This is a genomic window from Hydrobacter penzbergensis (assembly GCF_900106985.1).
Taxonomy (GTDB): Bacteria; Bacteroidota; Bacteroidia; order Chitinophagales; family Chitinophagaceae; genus Sediminibacterium; species Sediminibacterium magnilacihabitans.
This window is the reverse complement of the sequence record NZ_FNNO01000005.1, coordinates 13,417-28,689: the sequence shown is the minus strand read 5'-3', so window position 1 is coordinate 28,689 and position 15,273 is coordinate 13,417. Positions and strand designations below refer to the sequence as shown.

At 45.6% G+C, this 15,273-nt stretch carries 17 protein-coding genes; 7 read left to right on the top strand and 10 right to left on the bottom strand.

From position 1 onward, the window contains the following. Positions 1-6: 6 nt before the first annotated feature. From BLU98_RS06875 to BLU98_RS06845, 7 genes are all read right to left on the bottom strand, one after another. Positions 7-1,065, bottom strand: coding sequence for an efflux RND transporter periplasmic adaptor subunit (locus BLU98_RS06875; RefSeq protein ID WP_257574775.1), 1,059 nt, complete (start codon positions 1,063-1,065; stop codon positions 7-9). An 84-nt stretch (positions 1,066-1,149) separates the two neighbouring features. After that, complete coding sequence (locus tag BLU98_RS06870) at positions 1,150-1,929, bottom strand: peptidase associated/transthyretin-like domain-containing protein (RefSeq protein WP_139173861.1); 780 nt, start codon at positions 1,927-1,929, stop codon at positions 1,150-1,152. A 74-nt stretch (positions 1,930-2,003) separates the two neighbouring features. Then, a complete protein-coding gene (locus BLU98_RS06865) occupies positions 2,004-2,735 on the bottom strand; it encodes an esterase family protein (protein WP_092723306.1) in 732 nt (243 codons plus the stop codon). 11 nt (positions 2,736-2,746) lie between these two features. Further along, the gene (locus BLU98_RS06860) at positions 2,747-3,490 is read right to left on the bottom strand and encodes a ParA family protein (protein WP_092723305.1); all 744 of its coding nucleotides are present in this window, start codon (positions 3,488-3,490) and stop codon (positions 2,747-2,749) included. 37 nt (positions 3,491-3,527) lie between these two features. After that, positions 3,528-4,784 (bottom strand): chromate efflux transporter, encoded by a 1,257-nt coding sequence (gene chrA / locus BLU98_RS06855; RefSeq protein ID WP_257574774.1) that lies wholly within the window; start codon positions 4,782-4,784, stop codon positions 3,528-3,530. A 1-nt stretch (position 4,785) separates the two neighbouring features. Continuing rightward, on the bottom strand, positions 4,786-5,730 hold the full coding sequence (locus tag BLU98_RS06850; protein ID WP_092723304.1) for an isopenicillin N synthase family dioxygenase: 945 nt from the start codon (positions 5,728-5,730) through the stop codon (positions 4,786-4,788). Between the two features lie 90 nt (positions 5,731-5,820). Further along, positions 5,821-6,075: a T9SS type A sorting domain-containing protein gene (locus BLU98_RS06845; protein WP_092723303.1), complete on the bottom strand. Its 255-nt coding sequence runs from the start codon at positions 6,073-6,075 to the stop codon at positions 5,821-5,823. A gap of 172 nt (positions 6,076-6,247) precedes the next feature. Here BLU98_RS06845 and BLU98_RS06840 point away from each other — a divergent pair, with 172 nt between their 5' ends. The 4 genes from BLU98_RS06840 to BLU98_RS06825 all read left to right on the top strand — a co-directional run bounded on the left by BLU98_RS06840 (position 6,248) and on the right by BLU98_RS06825 (position 11,611). Beyond that, positions 6,248-7,327, top strand: a complete 1,080-nt coding sequence (locus BLU98_RS06840; RefSeq protein ID WP_092723302.1) for a 3-oxoacyl-ACP synthase III family protein — start codon at positions 6,248-6,250, stop codon at positions 7,325-7,327. A 167-nt stretch (positions 7,328-7,494) separates the two neighbouring features. After that, positions 7,495-8,868: an MFS transporter gene (locus BLU98_RS06835; RefSeq protein ID WP_092723301.1), complete on the top strand. Its 1,374-nt coding sequence runs from the start codon at positions 7,495-7,497 to the stop codon at positions 8,866-8,868. Between the two features lie 462 nt (positions 8,869-9,330). After that, complete coding sequence (locus BLU98_RS06830; RefSeq protein WP_092723300.1) at positions 9,331-11,169, top strand: CocE/NonD family hydrolase; 1,839 nt, start codon at positions 9,331-9,333, stop codon at positions 11,167-11,169. A gap of 13 nt (positions 11,170-11,182) precedes the next feature. Then, entirely contained in the window at positions 11,183-11,611 is a 429-nt protein-coding gene (locus BLU98_RS06825) for a cupin domain-containing protein (protein WP_257574773.1), read from the top strand. A 4-nt stretch (positions 11,612-11,615) separates the two neighbouring features. Here the strand turns inward: BLU98_RS06825 and BLU98_RS17745 are convergent, their stop codons facing one another. Beyond that, entirely contained in the window at positions 11,616-11,765 is a 150-nt protein-coding gene (locus tag BLU98_RS17745; protein ID WP_257574772.1) for a hypothetical protein, read from the bottom strand. A gap of 135 nt (positions 11,766-11,900) precedes the next feature. Between BLU98_RS17745 and BLU98_RS06820 the strand changes: the two genes are divergently transcribed. Together BLU98_RS06820 and BLU98_RS06815 are read left to right on the top strand one after the other, a co-directional pair. Continuing rightward, positions 11,901-12,632 (top strand): hypothetical protein, encoded by a 732-nt coding sequence (locus BLU98_RS06820; RefSeq protein ID WP_139173860.1) that lies wholly within the window; start codon positions 11,901-11,903, stop codon positions 12,630-12,632. Between the two features lie 68 nt (positions 12,633-12,700). Continuing rightward, positions 12,701-13,180 (top strand): DUF1203 domain-containing protein, encoded by a 480-nt coding sequence (locus BLU98_RS06815; RefSeq protein WP_092723298.1) that lies wholly within the window; start codon positions 12,701-12,703, stop codon positions 13,178-13,180. 22 nt (positions 13,181-13,202) lie between these two features. On the opposite strand, the gene BLU98_RS06810 is transcribed toward BLU98_RS06815, so the two are convergent. Further along, on the bottom strand, positions 13,203-13,595 hold the full coding sequence (locus BLU98_RS06810) for a hypothetical protein (RefSeq protein WP_092723297.1): 393 nt from the start codon (positions 13,593-13,595) through the stop codon (positions 13,203-13,205). 118 nt (positions 13,596-13,713) lie between these two features. On the opposite strand from BLU98_RS06810, the gene BLU98_RS06805 reads away from it, so the two are divergent. Beyond that, a complete protein-coding gene (locus BLU98_RS06805) occupies positions 13,714-14,658 on the top strand; it encodes a sugar phosphate isomerase/epimerase family protein (protein WP_092723296.1) in 945 nt (314 codons plus the stop codon). Between the two features lie 56 nt (positions 14,659-14,714). Here the strand turns inward: BLU98_RS06805 and BLU98_RS06800 are convergent, their stop codons facing one another. Next, the gene (locus BLU98_RS06800) at positions 14,715-15,149 is read right to left on the bottom strand and encodes a hypothetical protein (RefSeq protein ID WP_092723295.1); all 435 of its coding nucleotides are present in this window, start codon (positions 15,147-15,149) and stop codon (positions 14,715-14,717) included. Positions 15,150-15,273 lie beyond the last annotated feature (124 nt).

The window sequence follows — 15,273 nt, the reverse complement described above, 5'->3', positions numbered from 1 at the left end:
TCGCGCTTAATTCTTGAGCTGTTCCAGTGTTTTTACGCTGCGCACTTTCAGGGGCGATTGGGGTCTTGCAAACAATACGCCGGTTACTACAATCGTATCGCCTTGTTTCACCCCATTGGTGATCTCTACAAAATCTGCCTGCGTAACACCTGTCTCAACCGTTATGAAATTGGCCTTGCCGTTTTTCACCTGTATCAGTTGTTTTCTGCGGTCGTCCTGTATGATGGCGTTGGCAGGTACCATGATGGCTTTGGTATCGGTGCCCGATTGAACAACGACTTTTACAAATGCGCCGGGATTTACCTTGCCTCCATCGAGTAAGGCCCTTACTTTCAGATTGCGGGTATTCTGATCAACCTGCGGCTCGGTAGCAATGATGCGGGCCTTGGTTTTGGTCTGGCGGGTGGCATCTACTGTTACATCTACCGTATTTCCTTTTTGTATCAGCCTGCTGTATTCTTCGGGAAGGGTGAAATCGATCCTGATCTTATCGAGCTGTTGCATGGTGGCTACCGTGATGGCCGGACTCAGATAGGCGCCGAGGCTCACCTGGCGTAATCCGATCATCCCGTCGAAGGGAGCTTTGATCACTGTTTTATCTATGAGTGACTGGGTGTATACCAGGTCGGCCTTGTATCCGTTGACGGTGCTCAGCGCTGCATCATAATCCGACAGGTTTACGCCATTTACTTTCAGCAGCTTGGCCAGCCGCTCTTCATTTTTCTGCGCGAGGTCGAGCAGCACTTTGGTCTTGTTCAGCTGTGCCTGCAGATCGGCATCATTGATACGGGCAATGACCGTTCCTTTTTTTACCAGGTTTCCTTCCGGCACATAGAGGTAAACAAGCCGGCCGCTGGTTTCGGGGCGGAGTTCTACGTATTCGTTGGCTACCACGGTACCGTTCGCCTCTACCTGGCTGGAAATGGTTTGCGATTGCGCTACCATCACATCAACGATGGTTTCGGAAGGGCCTTTTTTCTGTTTATCTGCGGGGGGGTCGCCTTTGCTGTTTTTACAGGATACCATGACCAGCAAGACCAATAAGGAAACAAAATATTTGTTCAAGGGGCTTAAAAATTTAAAGCCGCTAAAGATAAAATTATTTTGATGGCTACCGCAGAACAATATATAAATGGTTGAACGGGCGAATTATTCCTCCCTACGCCACAATGCGCCCTTCCATCCTTTTCGCGGAAGGGCTTTATATTGCTCAAAACATTGCTGTATATAATAGCCCAGTTCGAGGTCGTTGAGGGCCGTCACTACTTCGTATTCGGGCCGGTACCGTTTCATGAAGCTGTCGAGCTCGGGCGATTGCAGTTGGGTAACCTTGTGTACAAACTGCTTACTGAAACGATGGTCAATGTATTTATCGCGCTCCTGTTGCAACAAACGTTCTTGCAGGGTTAATATGCTTCGGTTGTGTTTGGTACGGAACATATTGATGATGGCATCGAGGTCAAAGCCTACCGTAAGGCCACCAGGGTTATAACCGTAGTCTTTGCTCAGGCTGATGGTGGGCTTTTTGAAATCGAAGATCTTGGCGTAATCGCGCCTGTTCATCATAGAATCGTACTTATAGTAGCTATTCCGCACCCTCACTTCGGGCAGTTCGGTCACTCTTATATGGATCATAATATTGAAATTATCCATATTGCTGATGGTGTCTACCGCGTATTTCATGGTGGATTTGCCAATCAGGGAAAACCAGATAGAATCGTGTTGCAAAACAGTGATGAGGTACCTGCCGGAAGAGTCGGTGAGTGCCGACCTGCCCGAATTACTCATAACGGCCACAGCCTCGATGGGCCGCCGGGCGCTGATATCGTATACTGTTCCCTTTACCGTAACGAACTGTGCTGCCGCTCGCTGCGACAGTACAAAGCAAAGGGTCAGTAATACGAACAGAACGGGTAGCCTTTTGATCAAATCCTTCAATTGAGCTGTAATATTATAACAGCCCCGGCAGACTTCCGCAGAATTAACTACTCTTTTACAGGTAGTTAAAATTTAACGTCAATGATGTAAGGAAGCATGGCACGCCAGGTGGGCCAGTCGTGATTGATCTCTACGCCCCATACATCGAGGTCGTAGTTGATTCCTTTGTTGTACAGGATACCTGCAAAGCTGCGCGATGCATTGGGGTCTTCATAGGCACCGCTGCCTGTATAAATATGTATGTGGTGGCTGGCCCTGATCTTATCTAAATACCAGGGGTCGGCAAGATTAGGCAGGTAATGCTGGGGACTGTTATAATACACCTGGTCGTCCCAGAAACCCTTGGTGTATTCAGTGAGGTCATATACGCCGCTCATGCTGATGGCGCCATTGAGGATATCGGGTCTCTTTAAAAAAAGGTTCATGGCATGCAGTGCGCCAAAAGAGGCGCCGCAGGTATAGATCATTGTTTCATTGCTGGTATGCGTGCGGATATAGGGAATCACTTCGTTGAAAACATATTCGTTGAACTGGTTGTGCCGGATGGCTTTGTGTTCCGGCAGCATTTCATTGTTCATCCAGCTTTCACGGTTCATGCTGTCGATACTGAACACGTGTATCTTACCGCCGTTGATATAGGGTGCCAATGATTCTATCAGCTGAAACCGTTCGTATTCGAGGTAATCTGCGGCGGCGGTAGGGATCAACAGCAAAGCAAATCCATAATGCCCGTAAGATGCCAGGGGCATATCTTTTCCCAGGGCGGGACTATACCAGGCAGTGATCTCTCTTTTCATAACGCACAAAATTATTCAATACAGGTTTTCCGGATCTCTTTCCAGAGATCGCGGTAGCATTGCGCGGCATAGCTGCTGGCAGCATAGGTTTCCAGCGGGGCTTCGTGTACGCCCATCTTCTCTACATCACTGAGATAGGGTATATAACTTTTCAGGAAATATTTGTCTTTATAAAAATCATGCATCACTTCGTGGTGCAGGTTCTTGCGATGATCTACCATGCTGAAGAAGCATTTCAGTTTAGAGCGGTCGAAATCGTTCTCTTTGAAATAACCATCTACCGTTTCATAAGAACGGATAGACAAAGTAGTAGGGATATTGGGCATCAGCACCCAGTCTGCCGCCACGAAAACCGCATCGTGCAATACAGAAATGCCGGGCGGACAATCCAATATCACAACAGCGTATTCTTTCTTCAAAGCTGCCAGCATGGAAGCGAGCTTTCGTTTCGATTGTTTCATTTCATTCAACAGAATATCTGCCTGCCTTGAAGAGATATCTGCCGGAATGATGCTGAGGTTTTCATACGGCGATGGCAGGATGGCTTCCGTCAGTTCCATTTCATCCTTCAGCAATTTACGGGCTTCATTTTTTACCGGGGCTTTGGCGCCAAGGTAAAATGAAGAAGACCCCTGCGGGTCTAAATCCCATACCAATGTTTTATATCCTTCCCTGGCAGCTAAATAAGCCAGGTTAATTGAGGCGGCCGTCTTACCAACACCACCTTTCAGATTGTAGAGTGCTAATGTGACCATACTCTAATATACAAGTTTTTTGTAAACAGAAAATGATTCAGGCCAGTACACCCAATAAAAGGCAACCCATTACTATATAAGGTGCCGGTATGCGGTTGCGGGAAAGGATGAAAAAAGTAACGGCGATGATACCAATATCCCATATTGCTATTGCCTGTCCCTGCCATAATTGGGTAAGAAAGGTATCTTTCATCAGGTAACAGGTAGCGCCGGCCATGATGCCCACCACCGAAGCGTTGATGCCTTCGAGCGAACGGAAGATGACCGCATAGCGTTTAAGGTTATGCCATACCGGGAAAAAGAACAGCACCAATAAGATGCTGGGCAGAAAAATGGCAATCGTTCCAATGAAGCAACCCAATAACTGGAAGCCCGGCCCTTTGCCGCGCAGCAACATACCGCCGGTATATGCGTTGATGGAAAACACAGGACCAGGTATGGCCCTTACCATTCCCGAACCAGTGAGGAATTCTTCCTTGGTCATTTTGAGTACATCGGGTCTTTTTTCACGTATGTGTCTGGTAGTGGGACGTGTTACGTACTGCTCATACATATAAGTCATCAGCACATCACCTCCTCCGAACACGAAGCTGCCGGTACGGAAGGAGTTTTCAAAAAGGTTGAACTCTTTGCGCGTTTTCCAGTTTTGTGTGGCGGCTGTTTCGGAGAAATAACCGGCGATACCGAAGATGGCAAAGAAGATGAGCAGGTTGCCCCAGTTCACTTTCTTGGGCGGGATGCCTTTTTGCGGGATGCGTTTGTCGCTGAAATTGGTGGCGATGCCCGCTGCTATAATCAATGCGGGGAATATCCAGGGTGTTTTGAACCCTACAAACGTAGCTACCGTGGCCACTACCATGATCACGCGTGTGATGGTATTGTGTATGGCTATGCCAAAGATGCGAAAAGTGGAATAGGCAATAAAGCCGATGGCCATGGGTTGGATGAACTGGAAAATATCTTTCCGGGTGTGTTCCATTGAAAAATATTCCAGTAAAAAAGAAAGCCCGCTCATAATGGTGCAGGCGGGTAATATCCATATCATTAAAGTAAGGATGGCCAGCGGAATGCCTCCTCTTTTATAACCTATCAGTGTGAGTGTTTGGGTAGACGAAGCGCCGGGCAGCAGCTGACAGAAACCATTGTATTCCATCAACTCTTCCGCGGTAATATCGCGCCGCTGCTGTACAAATGTTTTCATCATCATGCCCAGGTGGCCTTGCGGACCGCCGAAAGCAGTGATGCTGTGCCATAATACAGCCCGTAAAAAAGATATGTGTCGAACCAGTATCAAGCTATTTTTTAAGTCCTATCTCGCGTAAACGTTCATCCAGGTATTCACCGGCGGTAGCATCAGGGTAAGCTTTGGGATGCGATACATCAATACAGCTCTCCAGGCAGGCGAGGCTCATTTCGCTGCGCGGATGCAGGAAGAACGGCATAGAGAAGCGGCTGGTATGCCACAGGTTGCGGGGCGGGTTCACCACGCGGTGTGTGGTACTGCGCAACTTGTTATTGGTTAAGCGCTGCAGCATATCACCCACATTCACCACAATTTGCTCGGGTAAGGATGTTACGTTCACCCATTCGCCTTGCTTGGTGAGTATTTGCAAACCATCGGCCGAGGCGCCTACCAGTAAAGTAATGAGGTTGATGTCTTCGTGTTGCTCGGCACGGATGGCGCTTTTGGGTTCGTTGGTAATGGGCGGATAGTGTATACAGCGCAGGATGGAATTACCATTCTTGATGTGTGCATCGAAATAATGTTCATCGAGCCCCAGGTAAAGGGCGATGGCCCGTAACAGCGCCTTGCCGCTTTTTTCAAAATTGCGGTAGGCTTCGAACAGGGTTTTATTGAAAGGGGTAATTTCTCTTACCGATACGTTATCGGGGTATTCTGCTTTGATGGGGTCGTTGTCTTCCACGGTTTGTCCGTATTGGAAAAACTCTTTCAGATCGGGCGCTTCACTGCCTTTGGCATGTTCACGGCCGAAACTGGTATAGCCCCGCTGGCCGGCCAGGCCGGGAATTTCGTAAGTCAGTTTTTTCTCGAGAGGCAGCGCAAAGAATTGTTGAACATGTTCGTATTGGTCGGCGATCAACGCATCGGGTATGCCATGATTTTTCACTGCAACGAAGCCTACTTCTTCGTAAGCTTTTCCCAGTTCCTGTACAAAGGCCGCCTTTTGTTGGGCGTTGCCACTCAGGAAATCGGCAAGGTCTACCACCGGAATAGCCATGGGATTTGGTTTTAAGAATCAGGAATGCGGTTTAGCCCGGAAAAATACAAAACTAACGCAAATTAGTACCTGATGTAGATAACTGAGGGGTTATTGTTTTTCGAAACGGATCGATTTGATGAATACATCTTCTGCAAAGGCGTTGATGATATAACAGCCGGTTCCCAGGTCGCTCATATTCAGTACCAGTTGCTGGATACCTTCGGTGATACTGGTAACCATGGTTTTGGCCATGCGCCCTTCCACATCCAGCACTTTCAGTACCAGCCGTGCGTTTTTATCCGACTGCACGGTGAGGTAGCTGCTATGCTCTACCAAAATGGGTTGTAGACTCTGGATGTACATATTAATGAATGGTTTTACCATAATAATAGTATAAACCGGGAAGGGGGGGTAATTAATATGACAGTGCTATATTCCCCTTCGCTGCACATACGTTCAATTATAATGCCACAAATGATTAAATTTGAGCACCGGGCCGGTTGAGTTTCCTGCCTCATACGCTAATCATAATGCCATGCTGCTATTCAGAACTGTTATTACGGGTATAGGAAGCTATATCCCCCCGCATATCAAGACCAACCAGGAATTCGTATCGCAGGATTTCTACACAGAAGACCACGAACGCATTGTAGCGACCCCCAACGAGATCATTGAAAAATTCCGCGACATCACGGGTATTGAAGAACGCCGTTATGTGGGTGATGAATTCAATGCTTCTGACATGGCTATTGTAGCCGCCAAGCATGCCATTGAAGATGCGGGCATAGACCCCGAAACACTGGACCAGATCATTGTTGCACACAATTTTGGTAATGTAGTCAAGCATACCATCCAGACCGATATTTTACCAGCGCTGGCCTCGCGCGTGAAACAGGCGCTGGGCATCCGCAACCCCAATTGCGTAGCTTATGACCTGTTGTTCGGTTGCCCGGGCTGGATACAGGGGGTAATACAAGCCGACGCTTTTATTAAAGCGGGCATTGCCAAAAAATGCCTGGTGATTGGAACAGAAACACTGAGCCGGGTGATAGACAAATACGACCGCGATAGTATGATCTTCAGTGATGGTGCTGGCGCCAGTGTAATTGAAGCGCTGGAGCCTTTGGAAAATGGCAGCGGCATCCTGGCTTCGAGTGTGCAAAGCCATTGCGTAGATGAAGCTTATTACCTGAACATGGGCAAGTCTTACAAGCCTGGTGCCGACCCTTGTGTGCGGTATATTAAGATGAAAGGAAGAAAAGTATATGAGTATGCCATGAAGCATGTGCCGCTGGCCATGAAAGCCTGCCTGGAAAAAGCGGGCATACATGTAACGGAAGTAAAAAAATTCTTCCTGCACCAGGCGAATGAGAAAATGGATGAGGGCTTCGTTAAAGTATTGTATAAGTTATATGGGTTGAAAGATATTCCCGAACACGTGATGCCCATGAGTATTCACAAACTGGGCAACAGCTCTGTTGCCACTATTCCTACGTTGTTCGACTTAGTGAAAAGAGGTATACTGGACAATCATGATATACACCGCGGCGATGTGATCTTGTTTGCATCGGTTGGGGCGGGGATGAATATCAATGCTGTTTGTTACAGGGTTTGATAGCACTACAATACTTGCAACAGAATGTTTGTACAGTGCACAGAAAGAATGAAAGGCGATAAAGAATATTGTACTGTTAAACGGGTCGGGAATAGGAAAAAATTCTTTTATTTTAATTACACAGGATTTCTGCGAAGAAAAGCCACCTTTACTCAAATAGTGGCCCTATGCAGAAAAAGATTATCCTTCTGATTGCCTGCTTATCTGTTTTCTTTGAAACGATAGACGTGTCGGCTGTTAATCTGGCCATACCCTCTTTGCAAAGAGAATGGCATTCGGCTGCCGATTATTTCGATTGGATACAGTCGATCTACGTACTTTTTTATGGAGGATTTCTCTTGCTGGGCGGCCGCTTATCTGACAAGCTGGGTAGGAGGCGCATTTACATAACAGGCTCTGGCATTTTCCTGCTCGCATCCCTGGCGGCTTTCTTTGCCACTTCACTTTCCTTTTTACTGGTATGTCGCGCAGCCCAGGGAGTTGGCGCGGCATTTGCCATTCCAGCGGCCATCTCTATCATCAGCAACCTCTACGATGATGCCACGGAAGTGAACAGGGGGTTGGGTATATTTGGCGCCTTTGCTGCTATTGGTTTTGCGTCGGGCCTGGTATTCGGTGCTGTCATTGTGAGCAGCCTGGGCTGGAAATGGATATTTGGTCTAAACGTATTCATCATCACTCCCATTATTCTGCTGGCATTGAAAATAATCCCTGCTGACAAAAAAACCTTGCGACAGGAAGACAGTGATTTCTGGGGTGGCGCCTTACTAACCCTGGTTTTATTGTTGCTGACTTTCACCATCCATGCAAGTGGTTCCAAAACACAGCAGGTACTATTACTGCCGGCACTGGCATTGGCTGTACTGTTTTTTGTTCTGTTCCGTTACTTCGAAAAAAGGAATGCTACTCCTTTGTTCAACACCGATCTTTTTAAGAACAATGGCATTATTAGTAGTAACCTCACGGGTGTGTTAATGGGCGCTTCTTTCATGAGTTATATTTCCCTACTTTCCATTTATGTGCAGCAGGTAGTGTCTTTGTCGTTGATAGAAACCGGTTTGTTGTTGTTTCCGTTCAGCATATTGTCTGCGGCTGTATCGAAATGGTGGCTGCCTCTATTGCAGAAAAGATGGTCACTTAAGGCTGTAGTGAACATTGGATTGGCTTTCATGACTTTGAGCGGCCTTTTGTTGGCTATTTGCAGCAGACAATATCATTGGGGATGGCTGCTGCTGTCTGTTCTTTTCAACAACGGGTTGTCCATGGCCATTGCTTATCCCAGCATCACGGCTTTATCTGTACACTATGCCAACCCGGAAGACCATGGTATGGCTGCGGGGTTACAAGCTACCAGCTATTCGGCCGGCTGCGGCATGGGTATTGCATTTGTGTGGACCGTTATCAGAATCTGGTACACGGGCGATGCGTTGTTTTCAGCCGGTGCCATGGGGTTAGGGGCAATACTGTGTGCACTGCTCAGCTTATTGTCGATCTTGGTCAATACGGTTGTGAATAATAGAAGATTACCTGTTCAGATGTAAGGAAACATCAATTTGTAAGCGATAACATCAAAATCGGTCACTATCCTTAAGAAATAGGTAGCAAATCAGTTTAACTAATTGGTTTTCAGCACCTGACTCATAATCAGGGGTCCCAGGATCATGCCCAGGTGGGCCCACGGCAAAAACCATAAATCAATGATTTATAACGATTTCTCCCAAAACGGTTCTGATATGATGTAGCATCCAGGCCAATTTTCAGCAAAACAACCCATTTCTGTTCTCTGTTCCCAAATCGCGAACAGAGAACAGAAAGGACTGTGTATCACTGGGAGCCTATTTTAATACGCTGAGGGTACTGGGCTTAAAGGATGATTTTCTTAAGCTGGCCGCAGACGACAGTTTTGGACGTAAACTGCAAGATTTGGAACTCATAAAGACAGGCACCCGCTTAAATATGTGAACTGTCAACTTTTCAATATCTTAAAGGCTCAATCTGCCCTTATGAAATCAACTTCAGTTGCCCTTTGCTTCCTGTTGTTTTCTTTTTTCATCAGCAAAGAAATTTTTTCTCAAACCAACGACGACAAGTACAACCGCAGTGAAGTAATGATACCCATGCGCGACGGCATAAAACTGCATACGATTGTTTTCACGCCAAAAAATCAAACAGAATCCTTACCGTTCTTACTTACACGAACGCCCTACGGAGTCAGTAAATACCCGAGCCCCGAAAAAATACAGTACACAAGAGACATGGCCGAAGACGGCTATATTTTTGTTTTTCAGGATATACGGGGTCGCTATTCATCGGAAGGCCAATTTGAAATGCAGCGCTTCAACAGGAATAAAAAAGATCCCAAAGCCATTGATGAAAGTACCGATACGTACGACACCTTCGAATGGCTGCTTAAAAATATTCCCCATAACAATGGCAAAGCCGGCATGTACGGCATTTCTTACCCGGGCTGGACAACCGTCATGGGCGCCATTGACCCGCATCCCGCACTGGTGGCGGTTTCTGAACAGGCAACGCCCGCCGATATGTTCTTAGGCGATGACTTTCACCACAACGGCGCTTTTCGCCTGAGCTATGGTTTTGAATATGCTTTTATGGAAGAAGCGTCTAAAACCGATTCGCTTTTTCCCTTCCATCAATACGATACCTACGACTGGTACTTAAAACTGGGTCCTCTATCGAACGTCAATAAAAAATATTTCTTCGGAAAACTTCCTTCCTGGAACGATTTTGTGCATCACCCGAATTACGATGCATTCTGGCAAAAGCAAAGCCTGCCTTATCGCCTCGACTCTCCAAGGGTATACATCATGAACGTGGCAGGCTGGTGGGACCAGGAAGATTTTTATGGCCCGCAAAAAGCCTATGAGAAATGGGAGAAAACCGATGTGCATCATAAAAATTATATCGTGCTCGGTCCCTGGAACCATGGTGGCTGGGCATTTGGTCCCGGGAATAAGTTGGGCAATATACAGTTCGATTCTGCCACAGGTGAAACATTCAGGAAAAACATCCAGGCCCGCTGGTTTGCCTATCATTTGAAAGGCAAAGGCGACGGGAATTTTGCCGAAGCCATCACTTTTCAAACAGGTAGCAACCAGTGGAAAAACTACGATAGCTGGCCGCCCAAAGATGCCGTGCAGAAAAATTTATACTTCCATGCCAATGGAAAGCTTTCTTTTGAAAAACCCACCTCCTCCTCCGAAGCTGGTTACGACAGTTATATTTCCGACCCTGCCCATCCTGTTCCCTATCGCACCAGGCCCATTGAAGAAACTTACGGACCCGGCTCCCGTTGGTACACCTGGCTTACTGAAGACCAGCGCTTTGTTCAAAACAGGCCCGATGTGCTGAGTTGGGAAACAGATACGCTTTCAGAAAACGTTACCGTTACCGGAAATATTCTCGCAAGATTATTTGCCTCCACCACCGGTAGCGATGCAGACTGGGTAGTAAAACTGATTGATGTATACCCGGAACACTATCCAAAAGAACCTAAAATGGCCGGCTATGAATGGATGGTAGCCAATGATGTGTTCAGGGGTCGGTTCAAGAAAAGTTTTGAAAAACCCGAAGCCGCTACGCCCGGCAAAGTAGAAGCATACACCATTGACCTGCACAGCCTGAACCACGTGTTTAAAAAAGGTCACAAAATAATGGTGCAGGTGCAAAGCAGCTGGTTCCCCATCATCGACCGCAATCCGCAAAAATTTGTTCCGAACATTTTTGAAGCGAAAGAAGAAGATTTTCAAAAAGCCACCCACAAAATTTACCGTCGCGCCGAAGCACCTTCGCATATTGAATTATCGGTGATGGAAAACTAAAAAATTGATCATCATGAATAAACAAACCATTCAATTAGGCCAGATTACCATCGATTTCCTGCTTGAAGCAGCAGACACCAATGGCTCAATGGCCATGTTTGAATTCACCGTTCCTGCAGGTGCCCGGGTGCCTGTACCTCATTACCATGAAAGCTATGATGAGATCATTTATGGTTTAGAAGGCATCATCACTTTTACAGTGAATGGAAAGGCCATCGATATTGGCGCTGGTGACACCTGCTTTATTCCCCGAGGTGCCGTTCATGGTTTCAACAACCTGCAACAAGCGCATGCCGAATGTTTAACTGTTATTACACCCGGACTGCTTGGCTCTGCTTTCTTCAAGGAAATGGCTGAAATTATCAACGCCGGCGGCCCGCCCGATATAGAAAAATTAAAAATGGTAATGGCAAAGCATGGGCTTATTGCGGCCAAAAACTAGTCAGTTATATGCTTATTACATCTCTTCTTTTAACCTGCTTCTGTACCATGAGCACTTCACTGAATTTGACAACGCTAACCTGCGGGTGCAGTGTTTCTGCAAGCGCATGTTCATTATACTGCTTAACCGTATCAAATCTTAGCTGCTCCTCCATAACTAAACTTTTCAGTATCAAATTTAGTGATTGCAGTAGGGTATTGCTATACAGCCGGGCAAAATCAGTAAAACTGGTAAATAAACCAGTATCTTGTATAAACCGGATGCAGCGGGCGTTAGTGAAATTTGCGATATGAAAAAAACGCTACTTCTATTTTTCTTATTGCACTTTAGTTTGCTTGGTCTTTCACAAAAAACCGACAGTACAAAAACGCTTGTTACAGGTTCTGTTTCTGTTACCAATAACGGCATATCAACAGTACCTACATTCAGTCTTGAAAAACCTGCTGCCATTTTCAACCTGTCTGTCAGAAGAAACAGGTTCAGCTTTGAACCGGAATTGGCTTTTGGATTTAAAGACGCTAAACCGTGGTATTTTGTTTTTTGGTTTCGTTACAAGCTGGTGGAAACAGCGAAATTCAACATGGGTGTAGGTTTTCATCCTGGGTTTGTATTTAGTACAACCAACATTTTAGACAATGGGGTTAATAAAGAATATTTTACCACATCCAGGTTTTTCGTAGGCGAACTCACACCCAGCTATGCGCTTTCTAAAAATACCAGTATTGGCTTTAATTACCTGCACGCCCGTGGCTATAACAGTGATTTAAGACAATTGAATTTTCTTGGATTGAGCTGTAATTTTTCGAACATCGGCCTGGGCAATCGGTTTTTTATCAAGGCCGTACCACAAGTATATTATCTTAAAACAGATGATACAGATGGAGTTTATCTGACTTCAACATTTACATTCGCCAAAAGAGGTTGCCCTTTTTCTGTTTCATCGGTTATGAATAAAACACTCCGGACAACCATACCAGGCGATGATTTTCTTTGGAATATCAGTTTGACTTATTCTTATTAAAGATTCCGCAAGTTTCGGGTTGTGCTACCACATGCTTGTTTTGACCTTTGAGATCAAAACATACCATCATGAACAAATTCAGAGTAGTACCTCTTTCGAAAGAATATGCGGCAAAATTGCGCAGCAGCCGGGTAGATGATTTTGGCCACCAAATTGTAGAAGAAGTTGTAAGCGGATTAGGCCCCTGCCGGGTTTCCTTCCAACCTTTCACGCATGGAAAAGATAAGCGCCTGTTACTCAGCCACAGTCCCTTTGCCATTGACAATGCATTCAACCAACCCGGACCTGTTTTCATTTCAGCAGCAGATGTAGAACCTTATGCCGATGTTTACCGCTTCCCTCCAGCCATCAAAGAAAATCCGAGTTTCCACCTCACACTCATTGGTTACAGCCATGAACAACGCATGGTGCATACTGAGCTGGTGCCCGACAACCTAGAAATTGAGCACCAGATCAACCAGGTTCTTGAGAACAACCCCAATATCGATTTCCTCCATGTAAGAAGTGCTATCGCCTGCTGTTATATCTGCACCATTGTTCGGGCCTGAGCCCGGATGATTGAATCAATGGTTACAGCTTGGCATCTGCTGTTTTGATGCGCTCGCCGGTGGTATCGTAGGTGTCCAGTGTGCTGCCGGCGGTATGGTCGTCGTCTTTCTTATCCAGCCTGATGTATACATCGTTTCCATTGTAAGCAAAATACACGGTCACGGATTTTTCTTTTTCTTCCACTTTAGAAAACTGAACGGTATCGGGTCTTGCCTTTGAGGTATAAAATCCAACCAGCTTGCCGTCTTTGCGCTCCAGGTGAACGATCAGGTTTTTGTCGCCCTCGGGTGTGGCTTTCACATCAACATTCCATTTGCCTACAAAATAATCGTTGGTCTGTGGCGACTGGGCCTTTGCGTGAAAAGATAAAAGCAGTAAAAACAATCCTGTGAAAAGTGTACAGATCTTTTTCATAATAGTGGTGGTGGTGTTATGAACAATTATTCATTAATAATACAAAAAAAGGACTTACCAGGTTATGAATATTATTCATTAATTTTCAAATAACCTCTAAAACCTGATTGCATCAAGTATGAAAAACTCACGTCGTTCATTCATCCGTAATGGATTTGGCAGTGCTTTGGCTACTGCCGTTTTACCCGCCGTTCGTATCAGCAACAACAACGAAGTTGCTGTACAGCCGAAACCGCGTATCAAACTCAGTATCTCTTCTTATTCGTATTGGCATTTCAAAGGAGAAAAATTCCCTGTTGAAAAAGTAATTGATGAAGCAGCAAAACTAGGAGTGGAAGGCATCGATATCCTACACAGGCAGATGAACGGTACCGACACCAAATACATCAACGAACTGAAACGGCGTGCCTATAATAACGGCATTGCATTCACCTGTCTTTCTATTCACCAGGGATTTGTAACACCCGATAAAAAAGAATGGCAAAAGAATATCGATAATACAAAAGAATGGATTGAGCTCTCTGCAAAAATGGGTGTACCCTGCATGCGGCTCAATTCGGGCAGATGGGGTACTACCGCATCATTCGATGAACTGATGAAAAACCGTGGTATAGAACCTATTCTTCCCGGTTATACAGAAGACGACGGCTACAAATGGTGCATAGAAGCCATTCAACAATGCATTCCCACAGCCGAACAGCACGGTGTTGTGCTGGCACTGGAAAACCATTGGGGCCTCTGCTCCACTCCCGAAGGTATGCTGCGCATTAAAAAAGCCATCGACTCACCCTGGCTGGGCCTCTTAATGGATACTGGTAATTTCCTGGAAAATCCTTATTCGAAACTAGAGAAGATTGCGCCTCAAGCCGTTTTTGTGCAAGCCAAGACCTATTACGGAGGAGGTGAATGGTATACACTCGACCTCGATTACGACCGCATCATTTCCATACTCAACAACGTAAACTATCACGGTTATCTTTCGCTCGAATACGAAGGAAAAGAAGATGCTGCTACCGCTGTGCCAAAAAGTATTGCAATGCTGAGAAAAGCGATGAAAGAGTAAGCCTCCTCATCGCCTTCTGCGATGAAAAAGAACAGTCCTTTCTCAATATTGCCATGTTATATAACGTGTTCGGCAAACTTCTTACTATGGTAGAGGTAGGGAACAAGAAAGGAAATGCTTGCGCCGGTAATAGCAATCACACCCATCAGCAAACCCCTGAACTGCACAGAAACCGATTCGATAGGAGAACGCTGAACACCTGCTGCTTTCCAAAGCAAAAACAAGGAAAGCGCTGTAAACAGCACAATAAATACAACGCCACCCCCTTTGATCGTTTTCCTGAATACCTGGTACAACATGCCGCAGACAACCAATATTACATTGCAAGCAAAAATGATAGAAGCCACATTGATGATGGCCGAAAGCGTAAATCCTGTATTATACCTGTAAATAAAATCATACACCAAACAACACAGCGTTGTTGCAAGCCCCGCAAACAAACCCGTGAAAACCGATTTCGAAAAAGGCGTTTGCTCATAATTGTAATCCATAAAACTTGTTTTATTATGATAAAAATTAATTTCTTTAGCGGTTTTCTTCCAGCAGGTGCAAAACTATTGCAAATAATATGTTTTTAGTTATTTTAAAAGCTAAATAATAGTAAAAAATGGTATA